The 15,314-nt window shown below is 61.6% G+C and carries 15 protein-coding genes; 8 read left to right on the forward strand and 7 right to left on the reverse strand.

The window, feature by feature from the left end; genetic code table 11:
* The first annotated feature begins 196 nt into the window (after positions 1 to 196).
* Positions 197 to 1,243 (forward strand): DUF6515 family protein, encoded by a 1,047-nt coding sequence (locus tag ACZRKZ_RS09450; protein WP_463981471.1) that lies wholly within the window; start codon positions 197 to 199, stop codon positions 1,241 to 1,243.
* Here the strand turns inward: ACZRKZ_RS09450 and ACZRKZ_RS09455 are convergent.
* The gene (locus ACZRKZ_RS09455; RefSeq protein ID WP_463981472.1) at positions 1,240 to 2,133 is read right to left on the reverse strand and encodes a cation diffusion facilitator family transporter; all 894 of its coding nucleotides are present in this window, start codon (positions 2,131 to 2,133) and stop codon (positions 1,240 to 1,242) included. The genes ACZRKZ_RS09450 and ACZRKZ_RS09455 overlap by 4 nt on opposite strands.
* A 16-nt stretch (positions 2,134 to 2,149) precedes the next feature.
* On the reverse strand, positions 2,150 to 2,569 hold the full coding sequence (locus ACZRKZ_RS09460; protein ID WP_133100039.1) for a polyribonucleotide nucleotidyltransferase: 420 nt from the start codon (positions 2,567 to 2,569) through the stop codon (positions 2,150 to 2,152).
* Between the two features lie 188 nt (positions 2,570 to 2,757).
* Between ACZRKZ_RS09460 and hrpB the strand changes: the two genes are divergently transcribed.
* Positions 2,758 to 5,265, forward strand: a complete 2,508-nt coding sequence (hrpB, locus tag ACZRKZ_RS09465) for an ATP-dependent helicase HrpB (RefSeq protein WP_463981473.1) — start codon at positions 2,758 to 2,760, stop codon at positions 5,263 to 5,265.
* Between the two features lie 2 nt (positions 5,266 to 5,267).
* On the opposite strand, the gene ACZRKZ_RS09470 is transcribed toward hrpB, so the two are convergent.
* Together ACZRKZ_RS09470 and ACZRKZ_RS09475 are read right to left on the reverse strand one after the other, a co-directional pair.
* Positions 5,268 to 6,356: an endonuclease/exonuclease/phosphatase family protein gene (locus ACZRKZ_RS09470; protein ID WP_463981474.1), complete on the reverse strand. Its 1,089-nt coding sequence runs from the start codon at positions 6,354 to 6,356 to the stop codon at positions 5,268 to 5,270.
* A 73-nt stretch (positions 6,357 to 6,429) separates the two neighbouring features.
* Positions 6,430 to 7,092 carry a YciC family protein gene (locus ACZRKZ_RS09475; RefSeq protein WP_463981475.1) on the reverse strand — a complete coding sequence of 221 codons (663 nt, stop codon included), beginning with the start codon at positions 7,090 to 7,092 and terminating at the stop codon, positions 6,430 to 6,432.
* A gap of 168 nt (positions 7,093 to 7,260) precedes the next feature.
* Between ACZRKZ_RS09475 and ACZRKZ_RS09480 the strand changes: the two genes are divergently transcribed.
* From ACZRKZ_RS09480 to ACZRKZ_RS09490, 3 genes are all read left to right on the forward strand, one after another.
* Entirely contained in the window at positions 7,261 to 7,998 is a 738-nt protein-coding gene (locus tag ACZRKZ_RS09480; protein WP_463981476.1) for a DUF2076 domain-containing protein, read from the forward strand.
* Between the two features lie 129 nt (positions 7,999 to 8,127).
* On the forward strand, positions 8,128 to 8,604 hold the full coding sequence (locus ACZRKZ_RS09485; RefSeq protein ID WP_017476223.1) for an NYN domain-containing protein: 477 nt from the start codon (positions 8,128 to 8,130) through the stop codon (positions 8,602 to 8,604).
* A 34-nt stretch (positions 8,605 to 8,638) separates the two neighbouring features.
* On the forward strand, positions 8,639 to 9,250 hold the full coding sequence (locus ACZRKZ_RS09490) for a 3'-5' exonuclease (RefSeq protein ID WP_463981477.1): 612 nt from the start codon (positions 8,639 to 8,641) through the stop codon (positions 9,248 to 9,250).
* 100 nt (positions 9,251 to 9,350) lie between these two features.
* Here ACZRKZ_RS09490 and ACZRKZ_RS09495 read toward each other — a convergent pair whose 3' ends face one another.
* On the reverse strand, positions 9,351 to 9,812 hold the full coding sequence (locus ACZRKZ_RS09495) for an Lrp/AsnC family transcriptional regulator (RefSeq protein ID WP_133100033.1): 462 nt from the start codon (positions 9,810 to 9,812) through the stop codon (positions 9,351 to 9,353).
* A 160-nt stretch (positions 9,813 to 9,972) separates the two neighbouring features.
* Here ACZRKZ_RS09495 and yedA point away from each other — a divergent pair, with 160 nt between their 5' ends.
* Together yedA and ACZRKZ_RS09505 are read left to right on the forward strand one after the other, a co-directional pair.
* Complete coding sequence (gene yedA, locus ACZRKZ_RS09500; protein WP_463981478.1) at positions 9,973 to 10,869, forward strand: drug/metabolite exporter YedA; 897 nt, start codon at positions 9,973 to 9,975, stop codon at positions 10,867 to 10,869.
* A gap of 48 nt (positions 10,870 to 10,917) precedes the next feature.
* Entirely contained in the window at positions 10,918 to 12,249 is a 1,332-nt protein-coding gene (locus ACZRKZ_RS09505; protein WP_463967299.1) for a DEAD/DEAH box helicase, read from the forward strand.
* 42 nt (positions 12,250 to 12,291) lie between these two features.
* Here ACZRKZ_RS09505 and ACZRKZ_RS09510 read toward each other — a convergent pair whose 3' ends face one another.
* Positions 12,292 to 13,527: a TIGR03862 family flavoprotein gene (locus tag ACZRKZ_RS09510; RefSeq protein WP_463981479.1), complete on the reverse strand. Its 1,236-nt coding sequence runs from the start codon at positions 13,525 to 13,527 to the stop codon at positions 12,292 to 12,294.
* 172 nt (positions 13,528 to 13,699) lie between these two features.
* On the reverse strand, positions 13,700 to 14,620 hold the full coding sequence (locus ACZRKZ_RS09515; RefSeq protein ID WP_463981480.1) for a histone deacetylase family protein: 921 nt from the start codon (positions 14,618 to 14,620) through the stop codon (positions 13,700 to 13,702).
* A gap of 75 nt (positions 14,621 to 14,695) precedes the next feature.
* On the opposite strand from ACZRKZ_RS09515, the gene ACZRKZ_RS09520 reads away from it, so the two are divergent.
* Positions 14,696 to 15,265: a GNAT family N-acetyltransferase gene (locus tag ACZRKZ_RS09520; RefSeq protein WP_463981481.1), complete on the forward strand. Its 570-nt coding sequence runs from the start codon at positions 14,696 to 14,698 to the stop codon at positions 15,263 to 15,265.
* Positions 15,266 to 15,314: the final 49 nt, after the last annotated feature.

Raw genomic sequence — 15,314 nt, forward strand, 5'->3', positions numbered from 1 at the left:
TCTCTCCTGACCTCAATCCCTCGAACCGCCCGGTGCGGACCCGCATGCCGGGTGGTGTGGCAGGGGAGCGGCCATGAAGGCCGCCCCCTATGCCGATTGCCTGCGAAAATTGTTCTCGTGACTGATAACCTGTTGCAGAACCGGGCGGTGCTTTTCCAGTCTCATCTACAGGCCCTAATCCGCAGTGAGGAATAGCATGAAGCGCGTCTGGCGTTTGGCAGGTGTTGGTTTGCTGATGGTCACCGTTGGCGCGCAGGTCATGGCCGACGAGCGAGATAATTCACCGCGCCAGGGGCAAGGCCCGCAGGGCGGTGGCGGGGGGCAACATGAGCGAGGCCAGGAAGGCGGGCGGCCGGGCAACAATCAGCCACGTCCTGAGAACAACACACCTCGCCCGGAAAATAATCAGCCGCGCCCCCAGAACCAGCATTTTGACCGTGGAGGTCAGAATGGTCAGGGGCAAGGCCGTCCTCAAGGCAACGAGCAGCCTCGGCCAGCACCTCAGCCGGGCAACAACTTGCCTATCCAGGGGCGTCCTGACTCGGTGCGCCAAACCCAGCAACCCCGGCCCGGCAACGACCGTGACATTCCTCGGCGCAACGACGGTAACCAGCATTGGGAAGCTGGCGGCCCCGGCTCACGGCCAGGCTACAACGGCCACTCCAATGACAACCGCTGGCCGGGCCGTCCTGATGGGCATGGCAACGGCTGGGGCCCTGGGCCGCAACATCGCCCCGGCTACATGGTGGATCGGTTCCCCGACCGCAACTACCGCGTGCCCTATCGTGGCCAGGATTACTTTTTCTCCGGTGGCTACTGGTACCGTCCGCAAGGCCCGCGCTACGTAATAGTGACGCCGCCGTACGGGATACGGGTGCATTACCTGCCGGACTATGCGCGGGAAGTGTGGGTCGGTAGTGCGCTGTTTTTCCTTGCCGCCGGTGCCTATTACACCTACGAAACCAGCAGCCAGCAGTACGTAGTGGTGCAACCGCCAGTGGCGAGCCTGCCACCGCAGCCGGCGCCACAGGGCAACGGTTATGATGTGGTTGCGTATCCCGCCAACGGCCAAACGCCGGAACAGGTGCAACAGGATGGCTACGATTGTTATCGCTGGGCTGTGCAACAGAGTGGATTCGACCCTCGTACCGTCACCTATGCTCCGGCGCCTGCGGTGGTGCAAACCTATCGCCAGGCCCAGGGCAACTGCCTGAGCAGTCGCGGCTATCAGGTGACCTACTAGGCCTTGGCACTCGTCACCACTTCCTGCGGATCGGCGTGCACCAGCACTTCGGCCCGTGGGTAGGCTTGATGGATGGCATCGGCGGCCTGGTCGCTGATGCCGTGGGCCACTGTCAGAGTCAACTCCCCCGGCAATTCCAGATGCAGCTGCACAAACCAGTGGCTGCCGGAAATCCGCGTGCGCAAGTCATGGGCGCCGAGTACGCCTGGCACGCTGCAGGCCAGTTCCAGCATGTGCTGGCTGACGTTCGCAGGCAGTTCCTCATCCATCAGCACCGCGAAGCTTTCCCGGGCGATCTGGATCGCGCTCCACAAAATATAGGCGGCGATGCCCAGGCCAAACCAGGCGTCCACTTGATGAAAGCCAAACCCAGCCAGTACCAGCGCCACGAGAATGCTGCCGTTGAGCAGCAAGTCGGAGCGGTAATGCAGCGAATCGGCGCGCACCGCATTCGAACCGGTTTCGCGAATCACCCGGTGTTGCAGAATCAGCAACGCTACCGTCAGCGCCAGGGAAAGAAGAATCACCGCAATGCTCAGCCACGGCGCGCCCACCGGCTCCGGATGCTGCAAGCGTGCGACGGCCTGAAAGGCGATCAGCACCGCACTGCTCGCAATAAACAGCGCCTGGGCCATGCCGGAAAGAGACTCGGCCTTGCCATGGCCATAACGATGATCGTCATCGGCTGGGCGCAAGGCGTAATGCACCGCGAGCAAGTTGAGCAGCGAGGTCACGCCATCGAGCAGCGAGTCCGTCAGCCCGGCGAGCATGCTCACCGAACCGCTCAGCCACCAGGCGATGGCTTTGGTGATAATCAGCACACAGGCCACACCGACCGAAGCGCGTGTGGCCAGGCGCAACAGCCGGGCGTGTTCGGGACTGCTGGTCATAAGTTGATCAAATCCTTCAGGCGGCGGGTTGCAGGCCAAGCATGGCCAGTTGTTCAACGCTGCCCTTGAACTGGATCAGGCGCGGGTCGGTCAGCGGCAGGTGGCGGCCCAGTTCAGTCTGGATGATGGTTTGCAGCTTGGCGTTATCGACTTTGCCGTCGGCGCCAATGGCTTCCTGAAGTTTTTCCGGCGCTACTTGGGCGGTCTTGCCCGGTTCCAGGTAGATGGCGCCGGTGGCGAAGTCGATACCGAAGGCGATCAGGCCGGGGATCACGTAGAACAACAGGCCGACTGCATCGAGCACGGCAATCGCCGGGTCGATCTTGCCGTCGATCTGGCCACGGCGGTCGGGGTAGAAAATCGAACCGCAGGCCGTCAACTGGCTCAGCAGGGTGGCGGCCAGAACACCGCCGATGACACGGGAAGCAATACGCATGGGACTCTCCTGAATAAACGCTGGACGTAACGATAACGCGTGCCGCCTGAATGTGCGCGGCGCTCTCGCGTTTTCGCGAGCAAGAACTGGGCGTCCCCCTCGCTCCAAGTGAAGGGGCGGCGTCGATGAGACCGCCACCGACACCCGGCCGTTCGCCGTTATACTCGCCGCTCTGCTTTGGAGCCAGTATGAATTCGTTGCCAATCGATGATGTTTTACCCGCCCTGCGTGAAGCCTTGGCGACGCGCCATGAAGCCGTGCTCGAAGCACCACCCGGCGCCGGTAAAACCACGCGGGTGCCGTTGGCGCTGTTAAATGAGACCTGGCTGGCCGGGCAAACCATCCTGATGCTTGAACCGCGGCGCCTGGCGGCGCGTGCGGCAGCCGAACGGCTGGCCAGCGAGCTGGGTGAAAAAGTCGGTGAAACCGTCGGCTACCGCATCCGCCTGGACAGTAAAGTCGGGCCCAACACCCGCATCGAAGTGGTCACCGAAGGCATCCTCACCCGCCGCTTGCAGGACGACCCGGCGCTGGAAGGCGTAGGCCTGCTGATCTTCGATGAATTCCACGAACGCAGTCTCGACGCTGACCTGGCGCTGGCCTTGAGCCTCAATGGCCGCGACTTGTTTCGCGACGAGCAGCCGCTGAAAATTTTGCTGATGTCTGCCACCCTGGAAGGCGAACGCCTGGCTGCTCTGCTGGACGACGCGCCCATCCTGCGCAGCGAAGGACGCATGTATCCGGTGCAAATGCGCTGGGGTCGGCCCTTCCAGCCCGGTGAATTTATCGAGCCGCGGCTGGTGCAGACCATCCTCGAAGCCCTGAATGACGAAACCGGCAGTGTGCTGGTGTTCCTGCCGGGGCAGGCGGAGATTCGGCGGGTCAATCAACAGTTGGCCGACGCCTTGGGTGATCGCGGCGACGTGTTGCTATGCCCGCTGCATGGCGAACTGGACCTGGCGGCGCAGCGGGCGGCCATCGACCCGGCGCCACCTGGCAAGCGCAAGGTGGTACTGGCCACCAACATTGCCGAGACCAGCCTGACCATCAATGGTGTGCGGGTAGTGATCGACGCGGGGCTGGCGCGGGTGCCTCGCTTCGATCCGGGCAGCGGCATGACGCGCCTGGACACCCAGCGTATTTCCCGTGCCAGCGCCACCCAGCGGGCCGGTCGGGCAGGGCGGTTGGAACCTGGCGTGTGTTATCGGCTGTGGTCCCAGGATCAGCACGAAGCGTTGGCGGCGTATGCCAGTGCGGAAATCCTTCAGGCGGACTTGTCTGGATTGGCCCTGCAATTGGCGCGCTGGGGCGTGATACCCGCGCAGTTGGTTTGGCTCGACGTACCACCGACTGCCGCTTATGCACAGGCCCAGGATTTGCTGGAACGCCTCGGGGCATTGAGTGAAAACACGTTGACGGCCCATGGCCAGAAAATGGCCGGGTTGCCGGCTCATCCACGCATCGCTCATCTGCTGTTGCGCGGTCAGGATCTGGGGCTGGCAAACATGGCCTGTGATGTGGCAGCACTGTTGGGCGAGCGCGATATCTTGCGCGGTGCTGGTGCGGATTTGCACAGTCGCCTGGCGTTGTTGTCCGGCGAAGAACGGGCCCGAGGCACTCAAGGCGGCGTGCAGCGTGCCAAGCAGTTGGCGCGGCAATATCGCGGTTACTTGCGTGGCAAGGCTGAACAAGCGGTCGCCGACCCCGAGCATCCGCGCTGGCTCGGCGCCTTGCTGGCCCTGGCTTACCCGGATCGCGTCGCTCAACAACGTCGCGCCGGTAGTGCCGAATACCGCCTGGCCAATGGCCGCGCCGCGCTGTTTGCCGAAGCCGACAGCCTGATGAAACAGCCGTGGCTGGTGATTGCCGATCTGGGCAGTCGCCAGGGCCAGCGTGAAGAGCGGATTTACCTGGCGGCGGACTTTGATCCGGCGTTGTTCGATTCGGTATTGGCCGAGCAGGTGCGCTGTGTCGATCAATTGGATTGGGATGAGCGCGAAGGTGTGCTGCGCGCCGAACGCCAGCGCAAGGTTGGCGAACTGGTGCTCAGCCGTGAGCCGCTGACCGGCCTGGACGAAGCGGCCCGCAACCAGGCGCTGGTCAACCTGGTGCGGCGCAAGGGCCTGGAGCTACTGCCCTGGACCCCGGAGCTGCGCCAGTGGCAGGCGCGGGTGATGCTGCTGCGCCACCTGGACGACGGTAAGGTCAGTGAGTGGCCCGATGTCAGCGACAACGCCTTGCTTGCCAGCCTGGAGCATTGGCTGATGCCATACCTGGGCAAGGTCTCGCGCCTGAGCCATTTTGCCAATCTGGATGTCTCCAGCTTCCTCCACAATCTTCTGCCCTGGCCGTTGCCGCAACGCCTGGACGAACTTGCGCCCCATCATCTGAAAGTGCCATCGGGCTCATCAGTGCGTTTGGACTACAGCGAGCAACCACCGATCCTGGCAGTGCGGTTGCAGGAGTTGTTCGGGTTGGCCGACACCCCGCGTATTGCGGGCGGGCGGCAAGTGGTTAAGTTGCACCTGTTGTCGCCAGCGCGAAGGCCGGTGCAGGTGACTCAGGATCTGGCGAACTTCTGGCGTAGTACTTATGCCGAGGTGAAGAAGGATTTGAAAGGGCGGTATCCCAAGCATTACTGGCCGGATGATCCGCTGGTGGCGGAGGCGACGGCGCGGATCAAACCGAGAAAGTAATGTTACTGCGCCGCCGGCAACAGAAACCGCCCGATCACCGGCAGATGATTGGAGATGCGCAACGTATCGCCCTGCCGCACCTGGGCATTTACCCGTTTAATTCGCGAGCTGTAGAACAGATAGTCGAGCGTGCGATCCGGCCCATCCACGCTCGGGTCATTGGGAACGTGGGTCAGCCACTTGGCGCGATCAATGCCACTGGATTCGCTGTTGCTGGGGATCATTGGGTACTTGTCCCACAACAGATGCAGCTCACTGTCCGGTGAGTATTGCCCACGTTTACCCGCATCCAGACGCAGGAATTGCCCCAGGGGCAGTAAATTGAAGTCGCCGCCAATCAACCACGACGTGCCGCGGCTTTCGAGTTTATCCAGCAGTTTGACCGTTACCTGCACTTGATCCTGCACGACGCTGTGCCCAGGGGCGGTGCTGTCCAGCCGAGTATTGAGCACTGCCAACTGGCCACCGTCGCTCAACGGCAGATAGCTCAACAACAGCGCCGGCTTGGGCTGGAATTGACGGCTGATCAGGTTGGCTGATGCCACGGGTAATTGCAGGCGTTCGGCGTGTTCAATCTGGTAGCGACTGAGGGTCACCAGTTTGCGGCCGACGCTGCCGAAAATATGCAGGTCCGGGACAAAGTCGGCCTTCCAGTCGAAGGCCTGGACGCTGCAGGGATAGAGGTCGACGAGGCGTTCCTGGAGCAGGGCCAACTGGTCTTGATAGTGAGAGGGCTTGGCGCCTTCGTCCAGCTCCTGCAACAGCAGGATGTCCGGTTGTTCGTCACGGATCACCCGCGCCACTTCGTCGAGGCTGAACGCCATGTCTTCGACGGTGGGGCGGTCGTCCGGGCCGCTGCCGTCTGGAGTGTCATACCAAAACACATAGCGCTTGCCGGCCAGGTATTGCACGTTCCAGGTCATTACCTTGATTGCCTGGCCCGGTAGCAGCGTTGGCGCGCGGGGTGCGACGCAGCGAACGGGCAATGTTTCCTTGTCGCCGGGGCGCCAGGTCAGGCTGTAAATCAAGGCTGTCAGCAGGCCCGCCAGGATCAGCAGGCCCAGCAGGGTGATACGCAGTAAACGGGTCATCGGCTCAGCTTATGGCGTTCCAGGACAGGCACGGAGCATAACCGAGAGCCGCACGAGAGCCCAAGGGCTCATGTCATTGCGCGTCGGCGTCGCTACCGATCAACATGAACAAGCGAAACAGCACCACGCTGGTAAACAACTGCAGGAAGCTGTGGGCGCTGTCGATCAGCACCGCCAGCATCGGGTTTTGCGGGTCTGGGTAGGCCGCCACGCTGGCGCCCTTGAGCAGCCACAGCGGGGTCATCACACACAGCAGGCAGACCAGAATGAGCAGGAAATGCCCACGGGTCAGGCGAAAGCTTTCCTTCATCGCCGCCAGCGCCGGCATCCCGCGCAGCACCAGCAAGTATTCGGCGAAGGCCAGGGTGACCATCAGCCACAACCCTGGCAGGAAGTACATGGACAGGCCCAGCAGAATCAGCAGCGTACTCAAGGCCGTCAACAGCGCAAAGCGCGGCCACAGGGACAGGGCCATGGCCAGCACGTCCAGGGTTCGCGGCGATTCGCCACGGCTGCGGGCGTCGAGGAACAAAATCAGTGCCGCCGTGTACAGCGGATACACCAGCAACCCCACCACCACGCTGTAGCCGGGGAATGCGTCAGGCCCCAGCGAGTGGTCGAGCACCTGTTGCAGCAGGGCCTCCAGAATCACCAGCGGTAGGCACAACTGAACGATGGCGCCCAGGTTGCGCTGGAAAAAAAAGAAAGAGTCGCGCAGCACGTTTAACGGATTCATCAGGGTCATCACAGGCCGAAAAAGCAGGGGGACACTTTAACCGATCACCGGCAAACGTAAACCTTGAGTAAAGACCATTGAAACCTTCCCAGGCAGCTCCATTACTAGGCAGTGCCATGCCCCACCGGGTAGGGCGAAGATTTCTACCGGCAATCTAACGAGGTCGCCATGAACAGCGAAGAGCAAACCCTGATTGATGGACTGTTTTCACGGTTGCAGCAAGCCGAAACGGACTCAGCCCCCCGCGACGCCCAGGCAGAAGCGCGGATCAAGGAACACATCACTCGCCAACCCGCCGCCGGGTATTTCATGACCCAGGCGATTCTGGTGCAAGAGGCGGCCATCAAGAGCCTCGACGCGCAGAACAAGCAGCAGGCGCAACAGGTCCAGCAATTGCAGGGTGAACTGCAACGGGCCAAGGCCCAGACGGCACAGAGCAACGGAGGCTTCCTGTCGAGCATCTTCGGCGGCGGTTCCCGTGACCCGCAACCGGCACAGAGTGCTCCCGTATCTTCGGGCGGCGGCTGGCGTGAACCGACGCGCCCGGGATTTAACAGCCAACCGGCGCCACAACAGAACTTCGCCACCGCGCAGCAGAACTACCAACAGCCCCAGCAAGCGGCGCCCATGGGCGGTGGTTTTCTCGGCGGCGCACTGAAAACCGCCGCCGGCGTGGCCGGTGGTGTGATGCTGGCCCAAGGCATCAGCAGTCTGTTCGGCCACAACCAGCAACCGCAGGTGGTGGAAGAAATTGTTCGTGAAGAGCCCGCGCCCGCGAGCGACAGCGGCAATGATGAACAGCGCTTCGCTGGCAACGACAGCGATGGCAACGATTCGGATGGTTTCGCCGACAGCGGTTATTCCGACGATTCTTCCTCCTTTGGCGACGACGACTCTTTCGTCTGACGCACACTAATCCGGGGCGCTTCGTCGCCCCGGATTGATTTTTCTCGGAAACTTCCTGCTGACTGGCATACTGACCGCCTTTCCGGGCCTTTGAGTCTGGGGTCCATGTTGGTGTCATGAGGATTTTCGGTGAAAAAAATTGCAGTGTTCGCCGATGTGCAAAACCTCTATTACACCGTGCGCCAAGCGTACGGTTGTCACTTCAACTACGCCGCCCTGTGGGCTGACATCAGCCAGCGCGGCCAGATCGTCGAGGCGTACGCCTATGCCATCGATCGTGGCGACAGCAAGCAGCAGCAATTCCAGCAGATCCTGCGCAACCTCGGTTTCACCGTGAAGCTCAAGCCCTACATCCAACGCAGCGATGGCTCGGCCAAAGGCGATTGGGATGTGGGCATCACCATCGATATCATGGACGCCGCCGCCCATGTCGACGAAGTGGTGCTGGCCTCCGGCGATGGCGATTTCGATATGCTGCTGGACCGCATCATCAACAAGCATGGCGTCGAAGCTGTGGCCTACGGCGTGCCGGGGCTGACGGCCAACTCATTGATACGCGCCGCCAGCCGCTACGTGCCGATTGAAGGCGCGTTGTTGCTCAAATAGCTGAAACTGATTTTTTGACGGAGTTGGAACAGGTTTGGAACGTATAGCGGTCATCGACTTTGAAACCACCGGCATTACCCCAAGCAGCTACTGCCGGGCCACGGAAATTGCCGTGGTCATCCTGGAGCGGGGCCAGATCGTGGACCGCTACCAGAGCCTGATGAACGCCGGCGTGCGCGTGCCAGGCTTTATCGAGCAACTGACCGGCATAAGCAACGCCATGCTGCGCACTGCGCCATCGGCCGAGCAGGTGATGAACGAGGTCAATGAGTTCGTCGGCATCACGCCGTTGCTGGCTCACAACGCCTCGTTCGACAAACGGTTCTGGGACTACGAACTGGGTTTGATCAAGCGCACCCGCCTGCAAAATTTCGCCTGCTCCCTGCTGCTGGCCCGCCGCCTGATGCCAGCGGCGCCGAACCACAAGCTCGGCACCTTGACCTCCTTCGCCCAATTGCCCCACACCGGCAAGGCTCACCGGGCCATGGCCGATGCGGAAATGGCGGCAAACCTCACCGCTTACCTGGCCGAGGAACTGCGCGGCAAGCACGGGTTGCGGGAGCTGTCCCATGACTTGCTGTGCAGCCTGCAGAAAGTGCCAGCGGCGAAGATTGGTGAGCATTTGAAGAAGCATCGCGGGTTTTAAACCCTGCGGTGAGGTTACTGGCCACCTTCGAGGGCAGGAGTTGGCCGCAGTTGTCGAGCCTTGGTGAGGCTACGTCGGCCACACTGGCGATCTTTACTGCTCAGCCCCCATTCTTCCCATTCCCCTCCAACTGCCCCAACGGTACCCGCCGCTCTATCGCGCTGGACAGGATGATCGACGTCTTGCTGAAGCCGAATTGGGCGATGCGGTTGATCAGGTTTTCCAGCTCCGGCATCGAGCCCACCGCCGCTTGCATGATCACGCACGGGTCGCCGGTGACGCGGTGGCATTCGGTCAGTTCGGGGATTTTGCCCAGGGCGTCGTAGACCTTTTGGCTGCCGTGGTTGGTCAGGCGCAGCTCGATCACGCATTGGATCGGCAGGCCCACCTTGGACAGGTCGACCTTGGCCTGGTAGCCGGTGATCACGCCACTGGCTTCCAGCTTGGCCACGCGCTCGGCGACGGCGGGGGCGGAGAGGTTTACGGTGCGGGCCAGTTGCGCGTAGGTGGCGCGGCCATCCTCCAGCAGAGCGCTGAGGAGCATGCGGTCGTATCTATCCATGATAAGGCTCTGGTAAGGCGTGGCTTTCGAAAGCATGGTTTATAGCGCTGATAACCATGCTTTGAAAAGTGTATGGGCGCTTTAAACAGGTTTTGTAACTTATGTTTAATGCCCGGCTTTTTTAGAATAAACCTCCCTTGCCCTGCGTTAGAGCTACCCCATGCCTGGACCACGTCGCTTTCCCTTACCGTTGATTGCCGCTTTTTTTGCGTTGTATGTGATCTGGGGTTCTACCTATCTGGTGATTCGTATCGGTGTTGAATACTGGCCGCCGCTGTTGCTGGCCGGGATTCGTTTCGTCACGGCGGGCGCCTTGATGTATGGCTTTTTGCGCTGGCGTGGGGTGCCAGCACCGACCTGGGTACAGTGGAAGGCTGCCGGCAAGATCGGCATCTTGCTGCTGACCTTCGGCAACGGCGCGGTCAGTGTCGCCGAGCACACGGGCGTGGCCTCCGGGGTCGCGGCGCTGGCGGTGGCGACGGTACCTTTGTTTACTCTGCTCTGCGGTTATTTCTGGGGCGCGCGTAATACCCGTCTGGAGTGGGCCGGGGTGGTGCTGGGGATTATCGGCATCGCCATGCTCAACATGGGCTCGAACCTGCAATCGAGCCCGAGCGGCGCCGCCTTGTTGATTTTCGCTGCGGCCGCCTGGGCTTTCGGTTCGGTGTGGAGCAAGCACTTGCCGCTGCCCCAGGGCGGCATGGCCAGCGCGGCGGAAATGCTGATCGCCGGGGTGGTGCTGTTGATCGGTAGCGCGCTCAAGGGTGAACACCTGGAAGCGATGCCGCCGGTGGAAGGTTGGCTGGCCTTGGCTTACTTGACCGTGTTTGGCTCGATCATCGCTTTCAACGCCTATATGTATTTGCTGAAAAACGTGCGTCCGGCTGCCGCCACCAGCTATGCCTACGTCAACCCTGCGGTAGCGGTGTTGCTGGGGATTGTGTTTGTCGGCGAGACCATCGGTATGGAAGAGGCTCTGGCAATGTTGGTGATCATCAGCGCCGTGCTGCTGATCAGCCTGCCACAGTGGCGTAAGCCCAAACTGGATTTAGGGTAAACTGCGGCGCATTGCGACCTTGCTCTGACTTTTTCCTACGGTACCTCCATGACTTTCGCCACCCTTGGCCTGATCGAACCCTTGCTGCGCGCCCTTGAGACGCTTGGCTACCAGACCCCGACGCCGGTGCAGGCGCAAGCCATTCCGGCGGTGCTGGCCGGACGCGACCTGATGGCCGCAGCCCAGACAGGCACCGGCAAGACTGCCGGTTTCGCCGTGCCGCTGTTGCAGCTGCTGACGATGGAAGGGCCAAAAGTCAGCGCCAACTCGGTGCGCGCGCTGATCCTGGTGCCAACGCGCGAGCTGGCCGAGCAGGTTCACGCAAGCGTTGCACAGTACGCAGAAAACCTGCCGCTGAGCACTTACGCGGTGTACGGCGGCGTCAGCATCAACCCGCAAATGATGAAGCTGCGCAAAGGTGTCGACGTACTGGTGGCCACGCCGGGCCGCTTGCTGGATTTGTTCCGCCAGAAAGCGCTGAAGTTCAGCCAGCTGCAAACCCTGGTGCTGGATGAAGCCGACCGCATGCTCGACCTGGGCTTCTCCGAAGAACTGTCGAACATCTACCGCGTGCTGCCGAAAAAGCGCCAGACCCTGCTGTTTTCCGCGACCTTCTCCGATGATATCCGCCTGCTGGCTGGGCAGATGCTCAACGACCCGCTGAGCATCGAAGTCAGCCCGCGCAACGTCGCCGCCAACACCGTCAAGCAATGGGTGGTGCCGGTGGACAAGAAGCGCAAGGCCGAGTTGTTCGTGCATTTGATGCGCAAGGGCAAGTGGAAGCAGGTGCTGGTGTTCGCCAAGACCCGCAAAGGCGTGGACGAGTTGGTGGAAAAACTCCAGGGCCTGGGCATCAACGCCGACGGTATCCATGGCGACAAGCCTCAGGCAACCCGCCAGCGTGCGCTGGACCGCTTCAAGGCCAGCGAAGTACAGATCCTGGTAGCCACCGACGTGGCGGCCCGAGGCCTGGACATTGAAGACTTGCCGATGGTGGTCAACTTTGACCTGCCAATCGTTGCCGAGGATTACATCCACCGCATCGGCCGTACCGGTCGTGCGGGCAACACCGGTGAGGCGATTTCCCTGGTGTGTGCCGATGAAGTGAACATGCTGTCGGCCATCGAGATGTTGACTCGCCAGACCCTGACTCGCCACATGGAGCAAGACTTCGAGCCAGAGCACCGCGTGCCGGACACCGATGCCAGTGGCCAAGTGGTGAAGAAACCGAAAAAGCCGAAGAAACCCAAGACGTCCGGTGGCAGCAAGCGCAACCTGGGCAAGTGGGTGGAGAGTGGGGAAGTGTCGGTGGCGCCGCCTTCGCTCAAGCCGGTGCGCAAGGTGCCTGTGTTTAATACCGGGCCGCGTAAGAAGAAGTAAAGGTCACTGTGGCGAGGGGGCAAGCCCCCTCGCCACAAGTAATCAGCTAGCCTGCAACCACTCCAGAATACCCCGACCAGCCGCCCGCCCACTGGCAAAACACCCCGTCAGCAGATAGCCGCCCGTCGGCGCTTCCCAGTCCAGCATTTCCCCTGCGCAAAATACCCCTGGCAGTTGCTTGAGCATCAGCCGTTCATCCAGCACTTCAAACGGCACACCGCCAGCGGTGCTGATGGCTTCGTCCATGGGCCGGGTTTTCACCAGCGTCAGGGGCAGCGCCTTGATGGCGAGCGCCAACTGCGCTGGATCGGCAAACTGCTCGGCGGCTGCCAGCTCGCGCAATAGCGCGGCTTTCACCCCGTCCAGCCCGAGTTGGCTGTGCAAATGCTTACTCATCGACCGTGATCCGCGAGGCTTGGCCAGCGCCGCCTGGACCTTGTCCAACGGTTTGCTCGGCAGCAGATCGATATGCACCGTGGCTGAGCCATCGTGATTGATCGCCTCACGAATTGGTGCCGACAGCGCGTAGATCAGGCTGCCTTCGATACCTGTGGCGGTGATCACGCATTCCCCAAGGCGAGGCTTGTCATCCGCCAGCCCGATGGCGACGTTTTTCAACGGCGCACCGGCGAATTTGCTGACCATCAACTCGCTCCAGGCGGACACCTCGAAACCGCAGTTGCTCGGTTGCAAGGGTGCGTAGGGGATGCCTTTATCTTCCAGCAGCTTGAGCCATGCACCGTCGGAGCCCAGCCGCGACCAACTGCCGCCGCCCAAGGCCAGCAGCACCGCGTCGCTGCGCAGGTTTTGGTCGCCCTCGGGGCTGTGGATAAGCAAACTGCCGTCGGCGTTCCAGCCCAACCAGCGATGGCGGGTGTGGATAACTACCCCGTTGTCGCGCAAACGCTTGAGCCAGGCCCGCAGCAGCGGGGCGGCTTTCATGTCGGTAGGAAACACCCTGCCAGAACTGCCGACAAAGGTTTGAATGCCCAACCCATGAATCCATTCACACAACGCCTCGGCACCGAACTGACGCAGCAATGGCGCCATATGCGGTGCCCGTTCGGCATAGCGTGACAAAAATGCCGGGTAGGCCTCGGAATGGGTGATATTCATGCCTCCCACGCCCGCCAGCAGGAACTTGCGGCCCACCGACGGCATACCGTCATACAGATCGACCTTGACCCCGGCCCGGCTCAGCACTTCGGCAGCCATCAGCCCGGCAGGGCCGCCGCCGATGATGATGACGTGTGGAGACTGGGTTTGGGTCTGAGGCATGGGAGTGACTACGGTTCGGCGAAGTAAGCCGAGCATTCTACCCGAGGACAGCAATACTGCCTGATCAAAAAACGTACAGTTTCCTGCAGGCTATGGGTTTTCTCGCTTACAGACGCTTTCACTCAGGTTATCCACAGGCAGTTCCACAGGCATTGTGGGTAACGCGCACATCTCAATGACAGCCTGATGACGTCCACACCCGCTGGGCACTGTGGTGCAAAATGCCGTGGCGGCGGGCCAGGGCAGGGCGATCCTTGCTGTAGCCACCGCCGATTACGCCGACCACCGGGATGTCGCGGCCAAGGCAATGGCGCATCACGCTTTCATCGCGGGCAGCCACGCCTTGGTCTGTCAGCTTGAGGTAACCGAGGGCGTCGTCCTTGTGCACATCGACGCCGGCGTCGTACAGAACAAGGTCGGGTTGGTAGAGGGGCAGCAGGTAGTTGAGGGCATCGTCGACCACTTTGAGGTAGTCGCTATCGCCCATGCCCATGGGCAGCGGGATATCCCAATCGCTATGGGCCTTGCGCGCCGGGAAGTTTTTTTCACAGTGTAGGGACACGGTGATTGCGTCTGGAGTGTCGTGCAGGATGCGGGCGGTGCCGTCGCCCTGGTGCACGTCGCAGTCGAAGATCAATACCCGGCTCACCCGGCCACTTTCCAGTAGGTAACGGCTGATTACCGCCAGGTCATTGAAGATGCAAAAGCCTGCCGGGTAATCGTAGTGGGCGTGGTGAGTGCCACCCGCCAGATGACAGGCCAGCCCGTGTTCCAGGGCTTGTTCGGCGGCCAGCAGCGAGCCGCCCACCGCGCGCACGGTACGCCGGGCCAGGGCTTCGCTCCAGGGTAGGCCGAGGCGTCGTTGGTCTTCGCGGGACAGTTCGCCGTTCATGTAACGTTCGATATACCCAGGTTCATGGGCCAGGGCGAGGATCTCGGGAGGGCACAGTTCGGGGCGCAGCAATTGGCTGTCCAGGGTCAGGCCGCTGTCCACCAAGTGATCGCGCAGCAGGCGGAATTTATCCATGGGAAAACGGTGGTCCGCCGGGAACTCTGGGCTGTAGTCGTCGTGGTAGATCAGTGGCAAAGGCATGGCATTTTCTGACGGGAACCAGCGACGGATCTTACCAGCGCGTTACACTTACGCACATGGCAAGGGAGGGGAGCGATGGAGCCGATACTGGCGTTGGAAAGTGCACGGCTGGTGTTGCGCCAATGGAGCGACGCCGATTTGCCGGAGTTTGCGCGCATGTGCGCCGACCCGCAGGTGATGCGCTATTTTCCGGCCACCTTGAGCCGCCTGGAAAGCGCCGCGCTGATCGGGCGCATTCGTGGCCATTTTGCCGAATACGGCTTTGGCCTGTGGGCGTTGCAGCGCAAGGACAGTGGCGAATTTATCGGCCTGACCGGGTTGTTGAATGTCGGCTTTGACGCCAACTTCACCCCAGCAGTGGAGATCGGCTGGCGCCTGGCCCGCGAACATTGGGGCTTGGGCTATGCCAGCGAAGCAGCCTGGACGGCGTTGCGTTGTGGTTTCGACCGGCTGAATCTCGATGAGATTGTCGCTTTCACCACCCAGGCCAATTTGCCGTCACAGAAAGTCATGCAGGCCATCGGCATGCAGTACGATCGCTCGGCGGATTTTGAGCACCCCAAGGTCGCAGGGGATGATCCACTGCGTCATCATGTGTTGTACCGCATCACCCGCCCCCAATGGTTGGATACGCTGCATGGATAAGCAGGCCGCCCGATGCTGAATGTTATCGACCGCCGCAGCCAAGACTGCG

This window comes from Pseudomonas sp. c313, assembly GCF_055407145.1.

Excerpts from the sequence above, each read along its gene's own strand:
- ACZRKZ_RS09450 (WP_463981471.1), top strand. The coding sequence starts at position 197 with ATGAAGCGCGTCTGGCGTTTGGCAGGTGTTGGTTTGCTGATGGTCACC.
- ACZRKZ_RS09455 (WP_463981472.1), bottom strand. The coding sequence starts at position 2,133 with ATGACCAGCAGTCCCGAACACGCCCGGCTGTTGCGCCTGGCCACACGC.
- ACZRKZ_RS09460 (WP_133100039.1), bottom strand. The coding sequence starts at position 2,569 with ATGCGTATTGCTTCCCGTGTCATCGGCGGTGTTCTGGCCGCCACCCTG.
- hrpB (WP_463981473.1), top strand. The coding sequence starts at position 2,758 with ATGAATTCGTTGCCAATCGATGATGTTTTACCCGCCCTGCGTGAAGCC.
- ACZRKZ_RS09470 (WP_463981474.1), bottom strand. The coding sequence starts at position 6,356 with ATGACCCGTTTACTGCGTATCACCCTGCTGGGCCTGCTGATCCTGGCG.
- ACZRKZ_RS09475 (WP_463981475.1), bottom strand. The coding sequence starts at position 7,092 with ATGAATCCGTTAAACGTGCTGCGCGACTCTTTCTTTTTTTTCCAGCGC.
- ACZRKZ_RS09480 (WP_463981476.1), top strand. The coding sequence starts at position 7,261 with ATGAACAGCGAAGAGCAAACCCTGATTGATGGACTGTTTTCACGGTTG.
- ACZRKZ_RS09495 (WP_133100033.1), bottom strand. The coding sequence starts at position 9,812 with ATGGATAGATACGACCGCATGCTCCTCAGCGCTCTGCTGGAGGATGGC.
- yedA (WP_463981478.1), top strand. The coding sequence starts at position 9,973 with ATGCCTGGACCACGTCGCTTTCCCTTACCGTTGATTGCCGCTTTTTTT.
- ACZRKZ_RS09505 (WP_463967299.1), top strand. The coding sequence starts at position 10,918 with ATGACTTTCGCCACCCTTGGCCTGATCGAACCCTTGCTGCGCGCCCTT.
- ACZRKZ_RS09510 (WP_463981479.1), bottom strand. The coding sequence starts at position 13,527 with ATGCCTCAGACCCAAACCCAGTCTCCACACGTCATCATCATCGGCGGC.
- ACZRKZ_RS09515 (WP_463981480.1), bottom strand. The coding sequence starts at position 14,620 with ATGCCTTTGCCACTGATCTACCACGACGACTACAGCCCAGAGTTCCCG.
- ACZRKZ_RS09520 (WP_463981481.1), top strand. The coding sequence starts at position 14,696 with ATGGAGCCGATACTGGCGTTGGAAAGTGCACGGCTGGTGTTGCGCCAA.